The sequence below is a fragment of the Enterobacter sp. 296B2 genome (assembly GCF_034106185.1).
Taxonomy (GTDB): Bacteria; Pseudomonadota; Gammaproteobacteria; order Enterobacterales; family Enterobacteriaceae; genus Enterobacter; species Enterobacter cloacae_N.
In genome coordinates, this window is record NZ_JAWNCA010000004.1 from 118,568 (window position 1) to 137,427 (window position 18,860).

At 51.3% G+C, this 18,860-nt stretch carries 19 protein-coding genes; 10 read left to right on the forward strand and 9 right to left on the reverse strand.

Annotated features, from left to right (window positions below; translation table 11 throughout):
• Nucleotides 1-60: 60 nt before the first annotated feature.
• Genes URZ40_RS04545 through URZ40_RS04560 form a run of 4 tightly spaced genes read left to right on the forward strand, consistent with a single transcriptional unit; the run spans nt 61 to nt 5,011 of the window.
• On the forward strand, nt 61-771 hold the full coding sequence (locus URZ40_RS04545) for a molecular chaperone (protein WP_316379939.1): 711 nt from the start codon (nt 61-63) through the stop codon (nt 769-771).
• Complete coding sequence (locus URZ40_RS04550; protein ID WP_320719866.1) at nt 768-3,365, forward strand: fimbria/pilus outer membrane usher protein; 2,598 nt, start codon at nt 768-770, stop codon at nt 3,363-3,365. The genes URZ40_RS04545 and URZ40_RS04550 overlap by 4 nt, the downstream gene beginning before the upstream one ends.
• Nucleotides 3,366-3,407: 42 nt before the next feature.
• The gene (locus URZ40_RS04555) at nt 3,408-4,478 is read left to right on the forward strand and encodes a fimbrial protein (protein ID WP_316379937.1); all 1,071 of its coding nucleotides are present in this window, start codon (nt 3,408-3,410) and stop codon (nt 4,476-4,478) included.
• 14 nt (nt 4,479-4,492) lie between these two features.
• On the forward strand, nt 4,493-5,011 hold the full coding sequence (locus URZ40_RS04560; RefSeq protein ID WP_316379936.1) for a fimbrial protein: 519 nt from the start codon (nt 4,493-4,495) through the stop codon (nt 5,009-5,011).
• Between the two features lie 87 nt (nt 5,012-5,098).
• On the opposite strand, the gene URZ40_RS04565 is transcribed toward URZ40_RS04560, so the two are convergent.
• Together URZ40_RS04565 and gss are read right to left on the reverse strand one after the other, a co-directional pair.
• Nucleotides 5,099-5,794 (reverse strand): helix-turn-helix domain-containing protein, encoded by a 696-nt coding sequence (locus URZ40_RS04565; RefSeq protein ID WP_316379935.1) that lies wholly within the window; start codon nt 5,792-5,794, stop codon nt 5,099-5,101.
• A gap of 485 nt (nt 5,795-6,279) precedes the next feature.
• Complete coding sequence (gene gss, locus URZ40_RS04570; protein ID WP_316379934.1) at nt 6,280-8,139, reverse strand: bifunctional glutathionylspermidine amidase/synthase; 1,860 nt, start codon at nt 8,137-8,139, stop codon at nt 6,280-6,282.
• A gap of 182 nt (nt 8,140-8,321) precedes the next feature.
• Between gss and yghU the strand changes: the two genes are divergently transcribed.
• On the forward strand, nt 8,322-9,188 hold the full coding sequence (gene yghU / locus URZ40_RS04575; protein ID WP_045403966.1) for a glutathione-dependent disulfide-bond oxidoreductase: 867 nt from the start codon (nt 8,322-8,324) through the stop codon (nt 9,186-9,188).
• A gap of 158 nt (nt 9,189-9,346) precedes the next feature.
• On the forward strand, nt 9,347-9,679 hold the full coding sequence (locus URZ40_RS04580; RefSeq protein WP_116342019.1) for a YMGG-like glycine zipper-containing protein: 333 nt from the start codon (nt 9,347-9,349) through the stop codon (nt 9,677-9,679).
• 74 nt (nt 9,680-9,753) lie between these two features.
• On the opposite strand, the gene URZ40_RS04585 is transcribed toward URZ40_RS04580, so the two are convergent.
• The 3 genes from URZ40_RS04585 to URZ40_RS04595 are packed head-to-tail and all read right to left on the reverse strand — an operon-like array spanning nt 9,754 to nt 12,622.
• Nucleotides 9,754-10,656, reverse strand: coding sequence for an alpha/beta hydrolase (locus tag URZ40_RS04585; protein WP_320719869.1), 903 nt, complete (start codon nt 10,654-10,656; stop codon nt 9,754-9,756).
• The gene (locus URZ40_RS04590; RefSeq protein ID WP_116342022.1) at nt 10,646-11,542 is read right to left on the reverse strand and encodes an alpha/beta fold hydrolase; all 897 of its coding nucleotides are present in this window, start codon (nt 11,540-11,542) and stop codon (nt 10,646-10,648) included. Before URZ40_RS04590 ends, URZ40_RS04585 begins: the two co-directional genes overlap by 11 nt.
• A 24-nt stretch (nt 11,543-11,566) precedes the next feature.
• Nucleotides 11,567-12,622, reverse strand: coding sequence for a sugar phosphate isomerase/epimerase family protein (locus URZ40_RS04595; RefSeq protein WP_316379932.1), 1,056 nt, complete (start codon nt 12,620-12,622; stop codon nt 11,567-11,569).
• 142 nt (nt 12,623-12,764) lie between these two features.
• Between URZ40_RS04595 and URZ40_RS04600 the strand changes: the two genes are divergently transcribed.
• Complete coding sequence (locus URZ40_RS04600; RefSeq protein WP_116342028.1) at nt 12,765-13,358, forward strand: TetR/AcrR family transcriptional regulator; 594 nt, start codon at nt 12,765-12,767, stop codon at nt 13,356-13,358.
• 54 nt (nt 13,359-13,412) lie between these two features.
• Here URZ40_RS04600 and URZ40_RS04605 read toward each other — a convergent pair whose 3' ends face one another.
• Entirely contained in the window at nt 13,413-14,960 is a 1,548-nt protein-coding gene (locus URZ40_RS04605) for a methyl-accepting chemotaxis protein (protein WP_163329677.1), read from the reverse strand.
• Between the two features lie 257 nt (nt 14,961-15,217).
• Between URZ40_RS04605 and URZ40_RS04610 the strand changes: the two genes are divergently transcribed.
• Complete coding sequence (locus URZ40_RS04610) at nt 15,218-16,258, forward strand: aldo/keto reductase (RefSeq protein WP_316379931.1); 1,041 nt, start codon at nt 15,218-15,220, stop codon at nt 16,256-16,258.
• A 102-nt stretch (nt 16,259-16,360) separates the two neighbouring features.
• Here the strand turns inward: URZ40_RS04610 and URZ40_RS04615 are convergent, their stop codons facing one another.
• Both URZ40_RS04615 and URZ40_RS04620 read right to left on the reverse strand, forming a co-directional pair.
• Entirely contained in the window at nt 16,361-16,849 is a 489-nt protein-coding gene (locus URZ40_RS04615) for a TIGR00645 family protein (protein WP_003862473.1), read from the reverse strand.
• Between the two features lie 81 nt (nt 16,850-16,930).
• The gene (locus URZ40_RS04620) at nt 16,931-17,434 is read right to left on the reverse strand and encodes an ESA_00282 family adhesion-associated protein (protein WP_116342034.1); all 504 of its coding nucleotides are present in this window, start codon (nt 17,432-17,434) and stop codon (nt 16,931-16,933) included.
• Nucleotides 17,435-17,536: 102 nt separating this feature from the next.
• Here URZ40_RS04620 and URZ40_RS04625 point away from each other — a divergent pair, with 102 nt between their 5' ends.
• Both URZ40_RS04625 and URZ40_RS04630 read left to right on the forward strand, forming a co-directional pair.
• Nucleotides 17,537-17,941 (forward strand): hypothetical protein, encoded by a 405-nt coding sequence (locus URZ40_RS04625; protein WP_320719871.1) that lies wholly within the window; start codon nt 17,537-17,539, stop codon nt 17,939-17,941.
• Nucleotide 17,942: 1 nt separating this feature from the next.
• Entirely contained in the window at nt 17,943-18,392 is a 450-nt protein-coding gene (locus URZ40_RS04630; protein ID WP_116342038.1) for a cytoplasmic protein, read from the forward strand.
• A gap of 42 nt (nt 18,393-18,434) precedes the next feature.
• On the opposite strand, the gene exbD is transcribed toward URZ40_RS04630, so the two are convergent.
• Entirely contained in the window at nt 18,435-18,860 is a 426-nt protein-coding gene (gene exbD, locus URZ40_RS04635) for a TonB system transport protein ExbD (RefSeq protein ID WP_116342040.1), read from the reverse strand.

The window sequence follows — 18,860 nt, forward strand, 5'->3', positions numbered from 1 at the left end:
GATGAATACAGGGTAAGGATGCCCTGGTTTTTCTATTTCTAATATTAAGAGAGTTTACGCATGAAAATGTCAGTAAAATATTGCTTGCTAACGGCATGTATGTCGTTTGCTGTATCTGCTAACGCTGGCGTTAATATTAATGGCACTCGTTTAATTTACCATGGGGAAAAGAAAGAGGCGTCGATTAATGTGAGAAGTGGAGCAGATGACAAATATCCATACCTCATTCAAAGCTTTGTTGATAATAAAGGACCAAAGGGTGACCAACCTGAAGGCACAGGTAAACAGCCATTTACCGTTACACCACCATTATTCCGCCTCGAACCTGGTGCACAAAATGCGGTACGCGTCATTCGTACTGGTGGTGATCTTCCTACTGATCGAGAAACCGTTTATTGGTTAGATGTTAAGGCTATTCCAGCGAATGATCCAAAGGATGATGGGAAAAATGTTCTGCGTTTTTCTCTTAAAAACAGGGTGAAAATATATTATCGTCCCGCAGGTCTGGCCGATCCAACTATTGATGATTACAAAGCAGTATCATTCAAGATATCGGGTAGCGATTTAGTTGTAACCAACCCAACACCATGGTTTTTGACATTCTATAAGTTAAATGTTGGTTCTAGCCTGGTGAATACTGAATTCACAATGGTTCCGCCACGCGGTACGCATACGTATAAAATCCCGGCGGGTGCATCAGGAAAAGTGACCTGGTCATATATTAATGACTATGGCGCAGCGTCTCCAGTCATGGGGGATGTTTCCAGATGAGTTTAGGTGCTGCAAGACGAAATCAAAATGCAAAAAAAAGATTATATCGATTCAGGCCATTAACCTGTTTGGTGTTAATGGCCTTACAAAGTACCCACTACGCATTTGCCCGGGATGAATTTGATATGGCCGCTCTGGAAACGAGCGGGCCAAAGGTCAACGTTAACCTCAGTCAGTTTGCTAATTCAGGCTCTCAGCTGCCAGGGAGTTATCACGTTGATGTTTATATTGATCATGCGCAGGTAGATACGCGATCGCTGGATTTCGTGCAGAACAAAGACGGTCTTTTGGTGGCGGAGTTGACTCCCGATCTATTAAAAGATTGGGGGGTGAATGTCGATGATATTGATGGCCTTGTCGAAGCGAAAAAAATCGAGGACTTACCAAAATTTATTCCTCAAGCCACTGAAAATCTTGATTATAGTCAGATGCGTTTAGACTTAACCATCCCTCAAGCTTATGTGAATAGTAATGCGCAGGGTTATGTTAGCCCCGAACTCTGGGATGAAGGTATACCCGCCTTATTGCTTGGATACGACTTCAATGGTTCAAACACCTGGCGCAACAATGATAATGCGTCAGGTACCGAAGATAACTATTTTCTGAGTTTACATAGCGGGTTGAATCTGGGGGCATGGCGTCTGCGTAATTACAGTACCTGGACGTATACCAAGACACCTGAAAGTTCAGTTGATGGGTACACCAACAGCGGGGATAGCCAAAACCATTGGGACTCGGTCAACACGTTTTTACAACGAGACCTTCCAGGAATAGATGGGATGCTGACCATGGGCGATGCAACAACGCCCTCTGATGTCTATGATGGGTTCTCGTTCCGTGGTGCACAAATAACATCTGACGATAATATGTTACCGGACAGCCTGCGTAACTTTGCGCCGACGGTGCATGGTATTGCGACCAGCAATGCAACGGTAACGATCCGCCAGAACAACACCGTTATTTATCAAAAACAAGTTCCGCCAGGAGCATTTGAAATTAAGGATTTATATCCTAACTCAACTAACGGTGATCTTGTTGTAACGGTGAAAGAATCAGATGGCCATGAGCATACATTTGTTCAGCCTTTCTCCAGCGTGGCAATTATGCAACGTGAAGGTCATCTGAAATATGCATTTACTGGCGGCGAATACCGCAGTAACTCGGAAGGTGACGAACCTAAGTTTGGCCAGCTTACTGCGGTTTATGGTCTTCCGCATGACATGACCATCTATGGCGGAACTCAATTATCCGACAATTATCAGAACGGATTGGCTGGTTTAGGCTTTACTCTGGGGGATATTGGTTCTCTTTCCGTGGATACGTCCTATTCCTCTGCAGATTTAAGTACTGGCGAACATAAAAATGGGGAATCTTACCGTGCGCAATACTCGAAAAGTGTGCTGAGTACGGGCTCCACCGTGACGCTTGCAGCATATCGGTATTCCACCAAAGGCTATTATAGTTTTCAGGATGCCGCCGATCTACAGGTAAATAATGACTTAACTGATGACGAAAACGAGAATAATGATTTTAACCTCACCAATAACAAACGCTCGCGCTGGCAGGCGTCTTTAAGCCAGGACCTTCCCGAAGATTGGGGACAAATTTATCTTAATGGCTACCAGCAAGATTACTGGAGCGATAATGGCTATGAAAGAAATCTAAGCGTTGGTTATAACAATACATGGTCCGGAATTAGCTATGGGGTTACCTACAACTTTACCAGCATGCCGGATATGGAAAACGATCATCAAATCGCAATGAATATTAGTGTTCCCCTGGATAAATGGCTACACGGTGCTTATGCCTCATACAATACGAATACGAACCGTCATGGTGATACCACACAGCAGGTAAGCCTGTATGGTTCAGCACTTGAAGATGGAAATCTTAACTATACCCTGATGGAAGGCTATCGAAATCATGAGGATTCTGGCTCGAATGGATCCGTTAACCTGGATTATACCGGCAGCATGGGTGAAGCTAACGTGGGTTATAACTACGATCCTGACAGCCATCAGGTTAACTATGGCTTACAGGGCGGAGTTGTTGTCCACCAGCATGGAGTGACACTCTCGCAGGCGCTTAACCAGGATATCCAGTCCATCGCGTTGGTCAGCGCACGAGGCAGTGATGGTACAAAAATCCTTAACGGCACGGATGTCAGAACTGACTGGCAGGGCTACGCCGTGGTTCCTTACCTTACGCCGTATAAAAGAACCATGGTCAATCTGGATACGGGTACCCTTGCAGAGAATGCTGATGTAGACAGCTCGTCTGTTAATGTTGTCCCAACGGAAGGGGCGGTAGTTCTGGCGAAATTTAATACCCATATTGGCGCCCATGCGTTAATTCGTTTGCAGCATCAGGGTTCAGCCATTCCTTTCGGTGCGACGGTAAGCCTGATTCAGGATGATAGCGTGACAGGTATTGTGGGTGATGGTGGCGATGTCTATTTGACCGGTGTTCCAATGGAAGGTGATTTACTGGTGCAGTGGGGTAAAGAGGCGAATACCCAATGTAAGGCAAAGTTCGCGTTACCAGAGAATCAATCTAATTCCAGCGTGATTAATGTCAGTGCCGTTTGTTATTAAAAATAAAACACCGCCACTGGCAAGCAAGATAAAGGTAAACAAATGAAAATTAAAAATAAACAGCGAAATTATATCCATGCGGGAAGAGGTTTATTTTGTCTGACCGCCATTGCTATTTATTTTTTAGCTGCACCCGCTTATGCGGCAAGCGCTGCAACCTGTACGGCTAATGAGGCGATGATACCAATGTTTTCTTTGAGCGGAACTGTCACTTTCCCTCCGGATATCGCCATAGGGGCTCCAGCTAGCTTCGGTTCATATACGACCAGTCAGGTGACTGGTCTGGTGACGTGTAAATATTCAGGTGATACCTCTGCTAACAGAGAACTTGATTATATGATCGGTTCGGATAACAGCATTGCTGGCACATACCAGGACAGGACCACGTTTGATACAAATCTTAAAGGCCTTGGTATACAACTCGGCGGTTCTTTTGGTTTAAATTCTACCTATTCTGCGGATACCCAGAACATACCTGGCACTTGGATTTCTGGGGGTGATACGAAGAGCGGAGGTATCGCCAAGATATCAAGTTCAAATGAAACGGTAACCATTGATACAACTGTGCAGATGTATTTCGTTAAGACAGCCGGAGACGTTGCGAGTGGCACTGCCTCAGGTCAAGTAGGTTATGTGAGAATTATGCCTGACCGCGTACCTGCTAATTTAATAACAGTACCTATTGTTCTTGCGGGAGTAACGGTTGCTGCCTCCGGCTGTGATGTGAGTAGCACTAAAGAGATCAATATTGTACTTGATGATGTACAGAAGAGTGATTTACCTGATGTGAATAGCACATGGGGCCAAAGCAGTCCGCAAAATATCCAGCTTGCCTGTAGTAAAGGCACCTCGGTAGGCATTACGTTTTCAGGCACCCAGTCTTCTGATTCAGCGGATGCAAGCGTATTGCAAAATAATGGTTCAGCCCAGGGTATTGGCGTTCAGCTGTTAAAATCTGATGGTACGCCCTATGTGCTAGGCACCCGAGTTGCAGTCAGTAGCTCCTCCGGCGAGACCGTTAACATTCCAGTATCGGCACGTTATATCCGAACGGGGGATATGGTCGCAGGGTCTGTCACATCAAGTGCGACTTATACCTTAGATTATGAGTAACATTAAGCGAAACTATGATGAAAAAAATCGGGTTTACTCTATTTGGTGTGTTGTCTATTTTAACTTTAGCCAGGGCTTATGCTGGCACGGGATATGAAACGGGAACGGTGAATGTTACCGGGAATCTCTTGCCATCTACGTGTAGTATATCGGGTGTAACGGATTTAACGTTCGCTCTAGGTAACGTTTCAGCGTCAGACCTGCCTGGAGTCAACTCTACCTTTGGTCGTACAGAGCAAAGTATTAATTTAACATGTACTACTGAGACGGGCGTGTATATGACCGTCAACGGAGATAGTATAGCCGATTCACCGACGGTTATAGAAAACAAAGGCACGGGGAAAGGTGTTGGGCTTCAATTGCTTGATGTATCTAACAGTGATAATCCCATTTCGCTAGGGCAGCGTTGGATGGTTATTCAAGCCTCTGAGGGAAGTGCAGTTATTCCTCTTGCCGCACAATATATTCGCACTGGGTCAATAAGCAGCGGTACGGTGACAGCGTCAGTCACTTACACTTTAGATTACCAATAGTATAAATATTACATAACATAGATATTTATATTTATTATTATCTTCCCAGAATAAAAAACCACCTCATCGCAGGTGGTTTTTTATTCTTCAATACGCACCCGGTAACTTAGATACTGAAGTCAATTTACCTGAATTGATTGTGATATATTCTCCTTTTTTAAGATCCATAAGGATTTTCATAATTCGGCTTCTGGAAAGCCCCGTTCTTTTTTGTATAAAAGAAGGTAGATTAATGTTAGTTCTATATTCTTCAGGATAAGACCATACCTCGAGTATTATGTTTTTAATTTTAAGGTAAGAATTGTTTTTTAAATTCTCAGATTCTCTATCTATCATGAGCATAAGACGATGTGCCAGAATTCTGGCCACATCGTGCCAAAGGTTTTGTGCATCTATTGCGGCAACAAAATCCTGAAGTTGTACAAAAAATAAAGTGATATCCGTTTCGGCACATAAATTAACCTCTTGAGATAATGTGTTTGGAATCTCATAAAATGAGGAATAACCATGAACAAGGCCCAGGATCGATGGCGGATAAACGGTAGAGGAATAAAGTCCGCTACTAGCATATGTCAGCGTAGCAATACCCTCAGCGAACAATATAACCCCTTTACTCCCTTTTTCTTCATTTAGCTTGTAATTTTTATTTTTTGGAATTATTATTTTTTGGCTGTATGGCAAAAGAGCCACGAATAATGAGTCAATTGATTTCATAGGTTTAGTTTTCATAACAAAACTATACTTATGATCAAATTCATTATTATCGCTTATATGAGTTGCCACTTTTAAAAATTCTCCTTGCCCTTGACACAAAGATAATAGTACACCAGTGATTGAGCAATAACATTGATTAAATCAAGGTTATGATGCAACTTTAGTACATTGTTTAATATTTTCCATTTTATTTTGCTTATGCATTAACATAATCTGAAATAAGGTTATGTATACAAAATACTGCTGATGTTAATTGTTTGTTGTAATTTGAAAATGCTATTCAACGCCTGGGGCGGTACTCGCGGTGAGCCACGCTGGCCGGTACATCTCAACAGTCTTACGGGCAACAACTCCCTGGAACGAATGACCGCACTATTTGCGGCTGCAGATAACACGCCCTGCGTAACCTGCTGGCGTGCGCATTGCACGTAATCAGGGCTCAGTTGTACTCTATCTGTGCTTAACAGCATGTATGCATCCCGCTGCTTGTATAGAAAAACCAGCCTACGGGCTGTTTTTTTGCTTTCTGGGGTTCCCTCCCCCTCTGCAACCTATTAATCCTTCACCACAATCAGCGGCTCGATATCGCTCTCTTTTTTCACCACCAGCGAATCGTCGCCGCGCAGGCAGGTCCCGCCGTAGTTTCCGCCCACGGTAAAAGTGCAGACCTGAATGTACTTGCCGTCGACGTTCGGCAGACACCACAGCTGCTGGTAGATGTTTTTACGGTCAACAAACTTGCCGCTGGATTTATCCAGCAGCTCGTCCTGGGCGCTGATGAGATCGATATTGCTGCCGCAGCGGCCGGCAATCGGCTTAACGGCGTATCCGGTCTGCTTCAGCAGGTCGTTAACCTCAAAATCGGTATCGAGCAGGTAGCGGTGGTTCGGGAACAGCTGCCACAGTACCGGAAGAATCGCTTTGTTACCGGGAATAACGGTCCACAGCGGTTCGAAGACCAGCACCTCCGGGCGCAGCAGAACATCAATCAGGCGCACCTCGCCCTCAGGATGTCCGGTGCGGATCGGCACGGCGGCGTATTCGGTTTCGCTCACCTCGCGGATCTGCTCTATCGCCGTTTCCCACGCCCAGGTTTTCCACACGCAGTTGACGTGGCGGCCCTCGTCGTCAATCAGCTGCCCGGCGGCATCCCAGCTCAGCGCGCCCAGCCCGTGCAGGATTTTAGTCTCGAACCCGGCCTGTATCAGCGAACGCTGAATAAAGAGCGCGTGATAGTCCTCTTCCACATCGTTGTCCTGCATGATGTGGACGAACGGCCGCGCGTGGCTGTGCTTCCATGCGCCGGTAAGCTCTTCCAGCAGCCCTTCTGCCGGGTTATGCCCGTTGCCGCGATAGCCGTTTTTCACCCACTCTTCAAGAATGAGCCCGCCTTCAGTGTGACAGGACGCGGAGTCGGCGTTGTATTCGTAAACCTTAATGCCGCGCTCATCCATACAGAAATCCATACGACCGGTGATCATATGGTGGCGACGCCACTGCCAGGAGAGGCGCAGGCGCGGCCAGAGGATTTTCGGGATGTCGAACAGCGCCAGCAGGCTGTCGTCTTTCAGCACTTTGTCGGTGGCGTGCAGGTACATCAGATGCAGTTCGTTGGTGGCCTTGATCAGCTCCTGCTCGGCGCTTTCGGTGATGGTGAAATACTGGCAGGGATCTTTGTTGATTACATGACCGTTCGCGCGGATATACGCCTGCTGAAGCGCATCGTCCTCGTTGAGCCATTTCCCGTCGAACTGACGTTTGTTTTTCAGCCGCGCGCCGCGGATTTTCAGCAGTTCGCCGTCAGGTTCAGGCTGGGGAATGCTGTGCTCCGTGTCATCCGTCTGGATCATCCAGCCGAGAATTTCGGTATCGCTGAAGGTGTCATGGAGGGTGTAGCAGCCGTTTTCCACGGTCATGCGCAGCTCCCGCGTCCACTGCTGCCCGAGCGGCAGTGGGGAGTGAATCACGTTCTGCTCCGCAATACGCACCTTATCGTCCAGAAGCTGGGTAATCACCGCCACGTGGCCGGTCTCGTGAAACTCTCCGCCCTTTTGCCAGATCAGCAGCGCGCCCGCGCGCGGCGCGCGTTTTGAGCCATTGGCAAAAGCCTGAAGGGGCAGAATGTTATCGTTCACCACCTGGCGTAAAAAGCGCAGGGAAAAGATCTCCCACGCCATGCCGACGTCGGTAAACACGAAGCCATAGTTGAGAAACAGGAAACGGCGGGCAAACTCAACACACTGCCACTTGTGGCCCATGTATTCGTTGCCGATATAGCTGCGAAAATCCGCGTCTTCGGGGTATTTGCGCGGATCCAGACTGCCGTAATTTGAAGAGTAAATCGCCACGCCACCGGGCGCATAGCCTAACAATGTCCCAAATGGCGCATCACTGCTTAACGTTCCTTTACGCATGTATCCAACCTAAAACAGGCAGGCGGCAATTTTTTAAGGGTTGTCGTCGTCTGCACGTTGTAATTAACCTGACAGAGGAGGATTTATCATACACCTACACTGACCGTTGCGCTCACATCGTTAAACGGTCGCTTCATCTCCTGCTAAACTCCCTCAACACATCACTCAAAAGGCAGGCCAACATGTCAGACAACACGTATCAGCCACCCAAAGTGTGGGAATGGAAAAAGAACGGCGGCGGCGCATTCGCCAACATTAACCGCCCAATTTCCGGTGCAACGCATGAGAAAGATCTGCCCGTGGGCTCCCACCCGCTGCAGCTTTACTCTCTCGGGACACCGAACGGCCAGAAGGTGACGATCATGCTCGAAGAGCTGCTTGCGCTGGGCGTGACGGGCGCGGAGTATGACGCGTGGTTGATCCGCATCGGTGAGGGCGATCAGTTCTCCAGCGGGTTTGTAGAGGTGAACCCGAACTCGAAAATTCCGGCGCTGCGTGACCACTCCACGAACCCGCCAACACGCGTCTTTGAATCCGGCAATATTCTGCTTTATCTGGCAGAGAAATTTGGTCACTTCCTGCCGAAAGACCCGGCGGGACGCACCGAAACCCTGAACTGGCTCTTCTGGCTGCAGGGTGCGGCGCCGTTCCTCGGCGGCGGCTTTGGCCACTTCTACAACTATGCGCCGGTAAAAATCGAGTACGCAATTGACCGCTTCACCATGGAAGCCAAGCGCCTGTTCGACGTGCTGGATAAACAGCTGGCGCGCGGTCGCTACGTCGCGGGTGAGGAGTACACCATCGCGGATATGGCGATCTGGCCGTGGTTCGGCTGCGTGGCGCTGGGCAGTGTCTATAACGCCGCCGAGTTCCTGGACGCCGAAAAGTATACCAACGTCCAGCGCTGGGCGAAGGACGTGGCGAACCGCCATGCGGTTAAGCGCGGTCGCATCGTTAACCGCACCAGCGGCGAGCTGAACGAGCAGCTCCACGAACGCCACGCGGCGAGCGACTTCGAAACCAATACGGAAGACAAGCGTCAGGCGTAACGTTCCGCCGGGCGGAGCCCCGCCCGGCAACCGGGATCCTTACCCAGGGCATGATTCGCCTAAAGGTTGAGTCGGTATTGCTGGCACTATCTGGACGTTTTTCTCCCCTCAGCGCGAGAAACGACGTATCAACCGACAGCAGTCACAAAGGATCTGTTATGAAACTTATTAAAACAACGCTGGTTATCAGCGCCCTCATGTTTTCCACCTCTGGAATGGCCATCGACAAAACCGCTGCCGGCGCGGTAGCAGGCGCTGCCATTGGCGCAGCCACGGGCAAAGATCTGAAATCGACCGTGGGCGGTGCCGTGGTGGGCGCAGGTACGGGGGCGATGTTCAAAAAAGGCGAAAAAGGCAAAGACGCACGTAAGGGCGGTGCCGTGGGTGCCGTCGTTGGCGCGGGTGCGGCTGCGGTGACGGGCAATAGCGTGCTGAAAGGTGCGGCCGTTGGTGCGGGCACGGGCGCGCTGATTGGTGAAGCGACGCACTGATAGGGTGTTCTACCTTGTGAACCAATATGAATAATAAACCCAGCGATCGCGCTGGGTTTTTTGTGTTGTCTGAATCAGATACGCGCACGTTCGAACAACCGACGCACGGCTGGCGTTAACCCAGTCATATGAATGCAGGCGTGCACCATGCCCGGCAGCCGTTCGCAGCGTACTGGTACCCCCGCCTCGTCAAGCCGCCGCGCATACGCTTCAGCCTCATCGCGCAGGGGATCGTATTCACAGCTCAGGATGGTTGCCGGCGGTAACCCCCTCAGCGAGGCCATATGCAGCGGTTCGGCACAGGGATGACGACGGTCTCCCAGATAATGTTCCCAGCAAAACGCCATCGCATCACGCGTTAAAAAATAACCTTCAGCAAATTCACAATAGCTTTCGGTCGACATCTCGCGACTTAACGCCGGGTAGAGCAGCAACTGATGCTCTATATGAGGTCCGCCGCGATCCCGGGCCAGCAGCGTTGCCGCGGCAGCAAGATTACCGCCTGCACTGTCACCGCCCACCGCCAGACGGGTCGCATCTATCCCCAGAGCTGCGGCCTGTTCACTGGCCCAGCACAGTGCCTGATAAACATCTTCTAACGGTCTTGGAAAGGGGAACTCCGGCGCCAGACGGTAATCCACGGAGAGTATTTTCCGGCCAGTAGCATTAGCCAGTGCCTGACAGGGCCGATCGTACAGCGACAGCGACCCCAGACACCATCCGCCGCCGTGAGCAAACAGCATTGCAGGCTGCGCGATATCTGCGTTTGAGGCAGCAGGCGTATAGGCGCGAAGGCCGATAGCGTAGCCATCATCGGCGATAACAACGTAATGTTGAATGGCGTCACCGGTTTCCTCCTCGCCCTGTAGCCGCAACAAACCCACGTCGGTGGCGACACGCAGGTCGGCTAACGACGCTGGCTGTGGCGCGCCCGATGATGCAGCCAGAAAGTCAGCAATGTGTTTATCAAGCGGCACGATCGGTGTCCTCTGAGAGAAAGGGTACAATCAGCCCAATAAACGCCTCATAGCACTCTTCGGTAATAAAATGCCCGCAGTCAGCCACCGTCTCGCCCCGTAGATCCAGGGCATTACCCTGCAGGGTTGTCAGCGGCGCATCGCGCGTCGCATGTTCCGCTCCCACCGTCAGTACCGGCATGGTTAAAGGCGTTTGCGCGCGGAGCTGGTTTTGCCTGATGGTTTCCGGGATCGCACGATAATAGTCAAAGCCTGCACGCAGTCCTCCCGGTGTCGAATAGGCGTCGATATACACCTGAGCAGCCACCCGCTCCCGGCGATGTGCCCAGCGGTCGAAAATAAAGCTGAGATAGTGTGATTCACGCCCGCAGGTCAGGGTTTCGGGTAAATCCGCCAGCTGATTAAACATGAAATGCCAAAGAAAAATGTTCTCTTCCGGTGCGACGAAAATCGGCGGCGGAGGAGCCAGGCCTGGGATAACCGCTTCGGTCAGCACAAGACGCTCCACCGCATCAGGAAAATCGCTTGCCATGGCGTAACCAACCCACATGCCAATATCGTGGCCCACTATGCGGTACTGTGAATGCCCCAGTTGCGCCATCAGTGTATGCAGGATGGCGCCAACGCGTCCGGTGTCATAGCCGTCGCGCGGTTTATCGGAATCCCCGATGCCGGGTGGATCAACCGCTATCGCCTGAAACCCCGCCTGCGCCAGCGCCTGCATGACGTAGCGCCACGTATACCAGGTTTGAGGCCAACCGGGTATCAGCAGGACCGGATGACCTTTGCCCGCTACGACGCAGTGAATACGTTGTCCATCCACTTTCGTATAGACATGTTCTGCCCTGAGATCCTGATTCAGGATCCCATCATATTGCTGTTCCATAAGAATTCCCTGTGATGTGACGGTTTAGCGAATGCCGAGTAATGCGTTGATTTGCTGAGCATTGACCGGAGCACCGGCGAAGTCATCGAAGACTTTATCGGTGATGTGTATAATGTGGTCGCGGATGAACGCTGCCCCTTCTCTGGCACCGTCCTGCGGGTTTTTCAGACAGCATTCCCACTCCAGGGTTGCCCAGCCAGCATAATCGTATTGGGTCAGCTTCGAGAAAATAGCCCTGAAATCAACCTGACCGTCGCCCAGTGAGCGAAAACGCCCTGCGCGTTCGAGCCATGACTGATACCCACCATAAATCCCCTGACGACCGGTTGGATTAAATTCAGCATCTTTGACGTGAAACATGCTGATAACGTCCTTATATATATCAATAAATTCCAGATAGTTAAGCTGCTGAAGCACCATGTGGCTCGGGTCAAAAAGTATCCGGCAGCGTGGATGCGCCTTCACCCGCTGATAAAACATTTCAAACGTCACGCCATCGTGCAGATCTTCACTCGGATGAATTTCATAGCACAGGTTAATGCCATGTTCGTCGCAGGCGTTGAGCACCGGCATCCAGCGTCTGGCCAGCTCGTCAAAAGCGGTTTCAATTAACCCTTCCGGGCGCTGCGGGAACGGGAACAGATAAGGCCATGCCAGCGAGCCTGAGAATGTCCCCAGATCGCTGAGACCAAGCCGGGCGGAAGCCTTCACCGCCATCAGCAGCTGTTGCCGTGCCCACTCGCCGCGTGCTTGCGGGTTGCCGTGTATTTCCGGCGGCGCGAAGCTGTCGCACAGGCTGTCATACGCCGGATGGACCGCCATTAGCTGGCCAAAGATATGGCTGGTCAGCTCACTCACGACCAGGCCATGTTCCGCCAGCATGCCGGTAAGATCGTCACAATAGGTCTGGCTTTCCGCCGCCGTCGAAACGTCGAACAGCCGACGGTCCCAGGCCGGGATTTGTAATGCCTTAAAACCGGTTTCCGCGGCCCACCGGGCTATTGTCGGTAAACTGTTAAACGGGGCAACCTCGTCACTGAACTGTGCGAGATGAAGAGAGGGTCCTTTGAGGGTTTTCATCGTAAACTCCTATTGTTTGTCGATTGACAAACAATAGGAGTAAAATCAGTTAACCGCAAGCAAAACTTATAAATTCATTGGTAATCCCAACGAATTAAGCGATCCTGTTTGCAGTGAACAGAAGACAAACCGGAGCAACAAAATGGCAGGAAGACCGCGCCAGTTCGATCGCGACCAGGCGCTTATCAAAGCGCGTAACCTGTTCTGGCGACAAGGGTACGAAGGGACCTCAATGTCAGATTTGGTGGCTGAGCTGGGCATCGCTTCGGCGCGCATTTACAAGGCGTTCGGTTCAAAAGAACAGCTCTTTCGGGAAGCGATTGCTCATTATGAAAACGAAGAAGGCAGCTTCGCGGATCGCGCATTAACCACCGAGGGTGATGTACGGCAGGCAATCAAAACGCTGCTGAGTGATGCCATTACGCTTTATAGCCAACCTGGCAAGCCGCATGGGTGCATGGTGGTTGCTACAGCCGCTAGCGTCAGTGCGGAAAATGACGGCATTAAATCCTGGCTGGCTGAGCATCGCCTGCAGCGCACGCAGCAGATCATTGACCGGCTGCGGCTGGCGGTGCAAAACGGTGAATTGCCCGAAACGACCGATCCTGACAGTCTGGGAGACTTTTTTGCCGTCTTTTTACATGGCTTATCCGTTCAGGCTCGTGACGGCGTGCCGTCATCACGATTGCTGGCGTCCGCTGAGCAGGCGATGAGCATCCTGCCGCCCAAAGAGTGAGATCCAACAGACGAAAAAGCAGAAAGGCCGCACGGAGCGGCCTTAGCAGAAGGCTCACGCCGTCAGGCGGAACTTTTGCACCGAGCGCTGAAGCTCTTCGGTCTGGCGCTCAAGCGCCGCCGCTGCCGCAGAAACCTCTTCAACCAGCGAGGCGTTCTGCTGAGTGACGCCGTCCATCTGGGTAATGGCAATCCCGACCTGCGAAATGCCCTTGCTTTGCTCCTCAGAAGCCGATGCGATTTGCTTCATAATGGTCGTCACTTCCGTCACGTCGCGCAAAATCGCATCCATAGTGGTGCCCGTGTCGCCCACCAGCTGCGCTCCCTGCTCGACGCGGGTAACGGAATCAGCGATCAGCCCCTCAATTTCTTTTGCCGCGTTGGCGCTGCGGCTTGCCAGGTTACGGACTTCACCCGCCACCACGGCGAAACCACGCCCCTGCTCGCCCGCGCGTGCGGCTTCTACGGCCGCATTGAGCGCCAGAATATTGGTCTGGAAGGCGATGCTGTTGATCACGTTGGTGATTTCAGCAATTTTCTTCGAGCTTTCCGAAATACCGCTCATGGTGGTGACTACCTCTTCCACCAGCGAGCCGCCGCGGCTGGCGGTGGTTGAGGCCACATCGGCAAGCTGGCTGGCCTGACGCGCGCTTTCCGCGTTCAGTTTCACGGTAGCGGTGAGCTGTTCCATGCTGGCAGCCGTCTCTTCCAGCGCGGCAGCCTGCTCTTCGGTGCGGGAAGAGAGGTCGTTGTTGCCGCTGGAAATTTCCGTCGCGCCGCGCCAGATATTTTCACTGCCGGAGCGGATGGTGCTGACGGCTTCACGCAGGCTGTCCTGCATAGCGCTCAATAGCGGCACCAGCTGTCCCACACAGTTGCGGCCGAAAGGCTCAATGGGCTGGCTGAGATCGCCCTGGGCAATCTGGCGGAACTGCTGGCGAATACGCTCCAGCGGTTTGACCAGCATCGCCACCAGGTAGCGGTCGGTAAAAAGCAGGATCAGCAGGCCGATAATGGTGGCGACAATAATGACCGTGCGGGTCATGCTGGTCAGGCCGTCGACCACCACGCGGGTGCTGTCGAGCGTCTTCGCCGCGGCATTGTTGAACTCCTCGGCGGCCGCACCGAACGCACGGCTCAGCGGCGGAGTGACGTTGTTGGCCTGCTGGCGGTAGCCGTCCAGGGTCGCCTGCTTCGCCTGCTCCATTTGCGGCGTCACGCCCTGCTCAAGCAGCGCCTGCCAGGCGCCGATCACCCGGGATGAGATCTGCTCATCCATCGGGCCTGGTGAGATCGCCTTCATCTCGACCAGTTTTTTACCCATGTTGTCCAGCGCCTGTTGGGCAGAGGACAAATCCGGCGTGCCGCCAGCGGCTTTGACCTCCATGGCGCGGCTCAGACGGGTGACAAAGCGGAAATACTGATCGTTGCCCTGGCTGAGCACCATCATCTGTTTGACCAGTTGGCGATCGACTTCATTACCATCTGATACCCGTGAAAGGGACCAGGTGCTGTACAGCCCGACGCCCGCCCACATTAAACAAAAGATTCCGAGGATCGTCAGCATGACGAAACGGATCGTGAAATTACGAAGCATATTCATAAGTCTTCCTTGCCGTGAGGGTGAATTCGCCCAGAGGCGAGTGCTACTCTCGTTATCGGCAGGGTGCAGGGAAATTATAACGTTTTGTGATTATTTTTAGTTAGCATGGCTTCACAGGTAACGCAGTCATGGTTAAGCATTACCTTTCCACATCACAGGGTTTGGGCATGTCGTCGCTTCTCTGCTTAATTTATGATTTGATAAACACAGAATAAAAACGCTGTTTCGAAAATCCATTAAATAAGAAAGGAGACATCATGTCCTGGTACCCTGACGCTACCCGCTACGAGAATATGCAGTACCGCTATTGCGGCAAGAGCGGCCTGCGCCTGCCTGCGCTGTCGCTGGGTCTGTGGCATAGCTTCGGCCACATCCAGCCTCTTGATTCCCAGCGCGCGCTGCTGCATAAAGCCTTCGACCTCGGTATTACCCATTTCGATCTTGCCAACAACTACGGCCCGCCAGCGGGTAGCGCGGAAGAGAACTTTGGCCGCCTGCTGCGTGAGGACTTTGCCGCGTACCGCGACGAGCTGATTATCTCCACCAAAGCCGGCTACGACATGTGGCCGGGGCCGTATGGTTCGGGGGGATCACGTAAATATCTGCTCGCCAGTCTCGACCAGAGCCTGAAACGCATGGGCGTTGAGTATGTGGATATTTTCTACTCCCACCGCGTGGATGAAAATACGCCGATGGAAGAGACAGCCTCCGCGCTGGCTCACGCGGTTCAGAGTGGAAAAGCGCTATACGTGGGCATTTCCTCCTACTCTACCGAGCGCACACAAAAAATGGCCGCGCTGCTTCACGAGTGGAAGATCCCGCTGCTGATCCACCAGCCGTCCTATAACCTGCTTAACCGCTGGGTCGATAAGACCGGCTTGCTGGATGCGCTGGAAGCAAACGGCACGGGGTGTATCGCCTTTACCCCGCTGGCGCAGGGTCTGCTGACCGGAAAATACCTGAACGGTATTCCTGAAGGTTCTCGCATGCAGCGCGAAGGGAACAAAGTGCGCGGCCTGACGCAGAAAATGCTGACTGAAGCTAACCTGAAAAGTCTTCGTCTGCTTAATGAGATGGCGCAGGCGCGCGGGCAGACGATGGCGCAGATGGCGCTAAGCTGGTTGTTGAAAGATGAACGCGTGACGTCAGTGCTGATAGGCGCGAGCCGTCCGGAACAGCTGGAGGAGAACGTTCAGGCGCTGGAAAATCTGCGCTTTACTGATGACGAACTCAAGCGGATTGACCAGCACGTTGCGGATGGAGAGTTGAATCTGTGGCAGGCGTCATCGGATAAATAGTGCGGTCTGACGCCCTCACCCTGCCCTCTCCCCAGAGGGGAGAGGGTATTCAAGTTCCCTCTCCCCTCTGGGGAGAGGGTTAGGGTGAGGGGTAAGGTGTCTCTACTTCTTACTGATCTTATCCAGATACCCCATCACAAACGCCGACAGCACAAACGTCAGATGGATAATCACATACCACATCAGCTTATTATCCGGCACGTTTTTCGCGTCCATAAACACGCGTAACAGGTGGATAGAGGAGATCGCCACTATAGATGCCGCAACTTTATTCTTCAGCGATGATGCGTCCATTTTTCCGAGCCAGCTGAGCTTTTCTTTATGCTCGGCGATATCAAGCTGAGAGACGAAGTTCTCATAACCGGAGAACATCACCATCACCAGTAAGCCGCCCACCAGCGTCATATCCACCAGCGACAGCAGAACCAGAATCAAATCTGCTTCCGCCACGGAGAAAATGTTAGGCAAGACGTGGAAAATCTCCTGGAAGAACTTGATCGTCAGGGCGACCAGCGCCAGGGAAAGACCGAAATAGACGGGTGCGAGCAGCCAGCGAGAGGCATACATTGCGTTTTCAAAGAAGCGTTCCATAAAATCCTGTCTGCAAACGAAACCAGCGCTCAGTATATCTCAACGGCGCTGACTGTTTGCAAGAACTAACCCGCACGTCACTCAGACGTTGTCCGGGTTGACCTCCGGACGCGCATACTCCGGCCAGACCAGCGCCACAAGCTCGGGGTAGGCTTCCAGACTGAACTCGCGAAAACACTGCCGCAAATTTAATACGTCCAGATCGGAACAGGAAACCTTCTCACCGTTAAGACAGCGCTTTTTGATATTGTCATAATATTTATAAACCGCCGAATTGAGGTCGCTACAGCGACGCTGAGCCTCAAACAGACCGGGGGTATCATTAATTTCCGACATTTTCATACGTTTAATTGTCGCGTGTAAGAAGTCGATATATTCATGATTCACCCGCCAGTACCAGACAGGCGTAACGGAGTTCATCAGAACAGAGAAATGGTCTTCTCCTTCCTCTTTTGTCATCAGCTCAGGCTGTGGCGGTTCACTGGTGTCTTTCGACACTTTCGTTTTATTGAACTCCTGCATCAATAAAAGCACACCAGCGGTCAGTAATAGTAATGTGATGACCGTAAAAAAAATGCTGTTCATGGGTTGGCTCCATTTTTTTTGATTTTAAAATTGCCTCATGATATTGTCAACGAATCTCACGCCTTTACCAACCCCACCCTGTTGAAAATAAAGGAAATTAAAATGCTGCCCGACTATCTCGTCCCGGCTAAGTACCACATTGCGCCTGTGGAACAGCAACCGATGGAAGAAGAAAAAAAGGCCAGTTTAACTCAGGGGAAAAGAAAGCTCTCTGATTTCGAGCCAGATATATTAATTGGCGTTTCCCACACTGGCAAATCCCGTAATATGTTGCTGGAAGAGCACGATCGCCATATAAAAGACCGCTTATTTCGCGCTATAAAAATTGAAGCCTTCGTCCACCTGCTGAATGACCTGCAGGCCGAAGGTGAAATAGATGCCCAGAAACTAAGTCAAATAATGGCTGAAAAAACAAAAGAAATAAATGATGCCGGCAATGAAATTTGGCTTAATCTAATTACGCGAGAAAAAAACAACCCTATTTTTTATACCCTGGGGGAAGATTAACGTGAAAGAAGTTAAAGACAATGACGTTTATTTGACTTTAGATGATAAAAAAAGTGATGAATTTATCTTAAAGCAAAATATCGAGGCACTGAGAAATGCAAAAAATGCCGAGATGACGCGTATTACACAAGACATGGTATCGATCCCGGCAACGCTGGTGCGTCTGAAATGGCAGAATCGCCGCGAGATTTATCCGTTACAGGTCAAAGAAGAAATTTACGGTGCTGTGATGAACGCCATCATCGAACAGCAACCAGAATTGAAAGAGAAACTGCTGGGACGTCTTGAGGCCAACTATCAGTATCTGCTTGCCAGAGAAGTCGCCACCCTGCGCCTGACGCGCAAACTGTCAGCCGGTGAATACCGTACGTCAAACGTCACCTGCGTTGCGCTCGATGAGGATGCGCTTGCAACCTCCTCTACCGCACCGACGGACGACAAAAACGCATAAACCGACAGGCATAAAAAAAGCCGGCTTTCGCCAGCTTCTGTATCACTTCGAGGCCGCTTTCTCTTCCCCGACCAGCCCAATCTTCAGATAACCCGCCTGATGCAGCGTGTCCATTACCTTCATCATGGTTTCGTAGTCGACGGTTTTGTCCGCCCGGAAGAAAACGGTGGTGTCTTTCTTGCCGCCGGTAAGCCGATCCAGCGCCGGAATAACGGAAGCATCCGTTACCGGGTCGTTACCCAGGAACATGGATTTATCCGCTTTCACCGACAGATAGATAGGCTTTTCCGGACGCGGCTGCGGCTGGCTGGAGGAGGCAGGCAGATTCACCTTCACGTCGACCGTCGCCAGCGGCGCAGCCACCATGAAGATAATCAGCAGCACCAGCATGACGTCGATAAACGGCGTCACGTTGATTTCGTGCATTTCGCCGTTATCGTCCAGATTTTCGTTGAGACGCATCGCCAT

Bases quoted from the DNA above. Each gene is read 5' to 3' on its own strand.
- URZ40_RS04610 (WP_316379931.1), top strand. From the start codon at position 15,218: ATGTCCTGGTACCCTGACGCTACCCGCTACGAGAATATGCAGTACCGC.
- gss (WP_316379934.1), bottom strand. From the start codon at position 8,139: ATGCGTAAAGGAACGTTAAGCAGTGATGCGCCATTTGGGACATTGTTA.
- URZ40_RS04590 (WP_116342022.1), bottom strand. From the start codon at position 11,542: ATGGAACAGCAATATGATGGGATCCTGAATCAGGATCTCAGGGCAGAA.
- URZ40_RS04625 (WP_320719871.1), top strand. From the start codon at position 17,537: ATGCTGCCCGACTATCTCGTCCCGGCTAAGTACCACATTGCGCCTGTG.
- yghU (WP_045403966.1), top strand. From the start codon at position 8,322: ATGTCAGACAACACGTATCAGCCACCCAAAGTGTGGGAATGGAAAAAG.
- URZ40_RS04580 (WP_116342019.1), top strand. From the start codon at position 9,347: ATGAAACTTATTAAAACAACGCTGGTTATCAGCGCCCTCATGTTTTCC.
- URZ40_RS04545 (WP_316379939.1), top strand. From the start codon at position 61: ATGAAAATGTCAGTAAAATATTGCTTGCTAACGGCATGTATGTCGTTT.
- URZ40_RS04605 (WP_163329677.1), bottom strand. From the start codon at position 14,960: ATGAATATGCTTCGTAATTTCACGATCCGTTTCGTCATGCTGACGATC.
- URZ40_RS04595 (WP_316379932.1), bottom strand. From the start codon at position 12,622: ATGAAAACCCTCAAAGGACCCTCTCTTCATCTCGCACAGTTCAGTGAC.
- URZ40_RS04555 (WP_316379937.1), top strand. From the start codon at position 3,408: ATGAAAATTAAAAATAAACAGCGAAATTATATCCATGCGGGAAGAGGT.
- URZ40_RS04550 (WP_320719866.1), top strand. From the start codon at position 768: ATGAGTTTAGGTGCTGCAAGACGAAATCAAAATGCAAAAAAAAGATTA.
- URZ40_RS04600 (WP_116342028.1), top strand. From the start codon at position 12,765: ATGGCAGGAAGACCGCGCCAGTTCGATCGCGACCAGGCGCTTATCAAA.
- URZ40_RS04615 (WP_003862473.1), bottom strand. From the start codon at position 16,849: ATGGAACGCTTCTTTGAAAACGCAATGTATGCCTCTCGCTGGCTGCTC.
- exbD (WP_116342040.1), bottom strand. From the start codon at position 18,860: ATGGCGATGCGTCTCAACGAAAATCTGGACGATAACGGCGAAATGCAC.
- URZ40_RS04560 (WP_316379936.1), top strand. From the start codon at position 4,493: ATGATGAAAAAAATCGGGTTTACTCTATTTGGTGTGTTGTCTATTTTA.
- URZ40_RS04620 (WP_116342034.1), bottom strand. From the start codon at position 17,434: ATGAACAGCATTTTTTTTACGGTCATCACATTACTATTACTGACCGCT.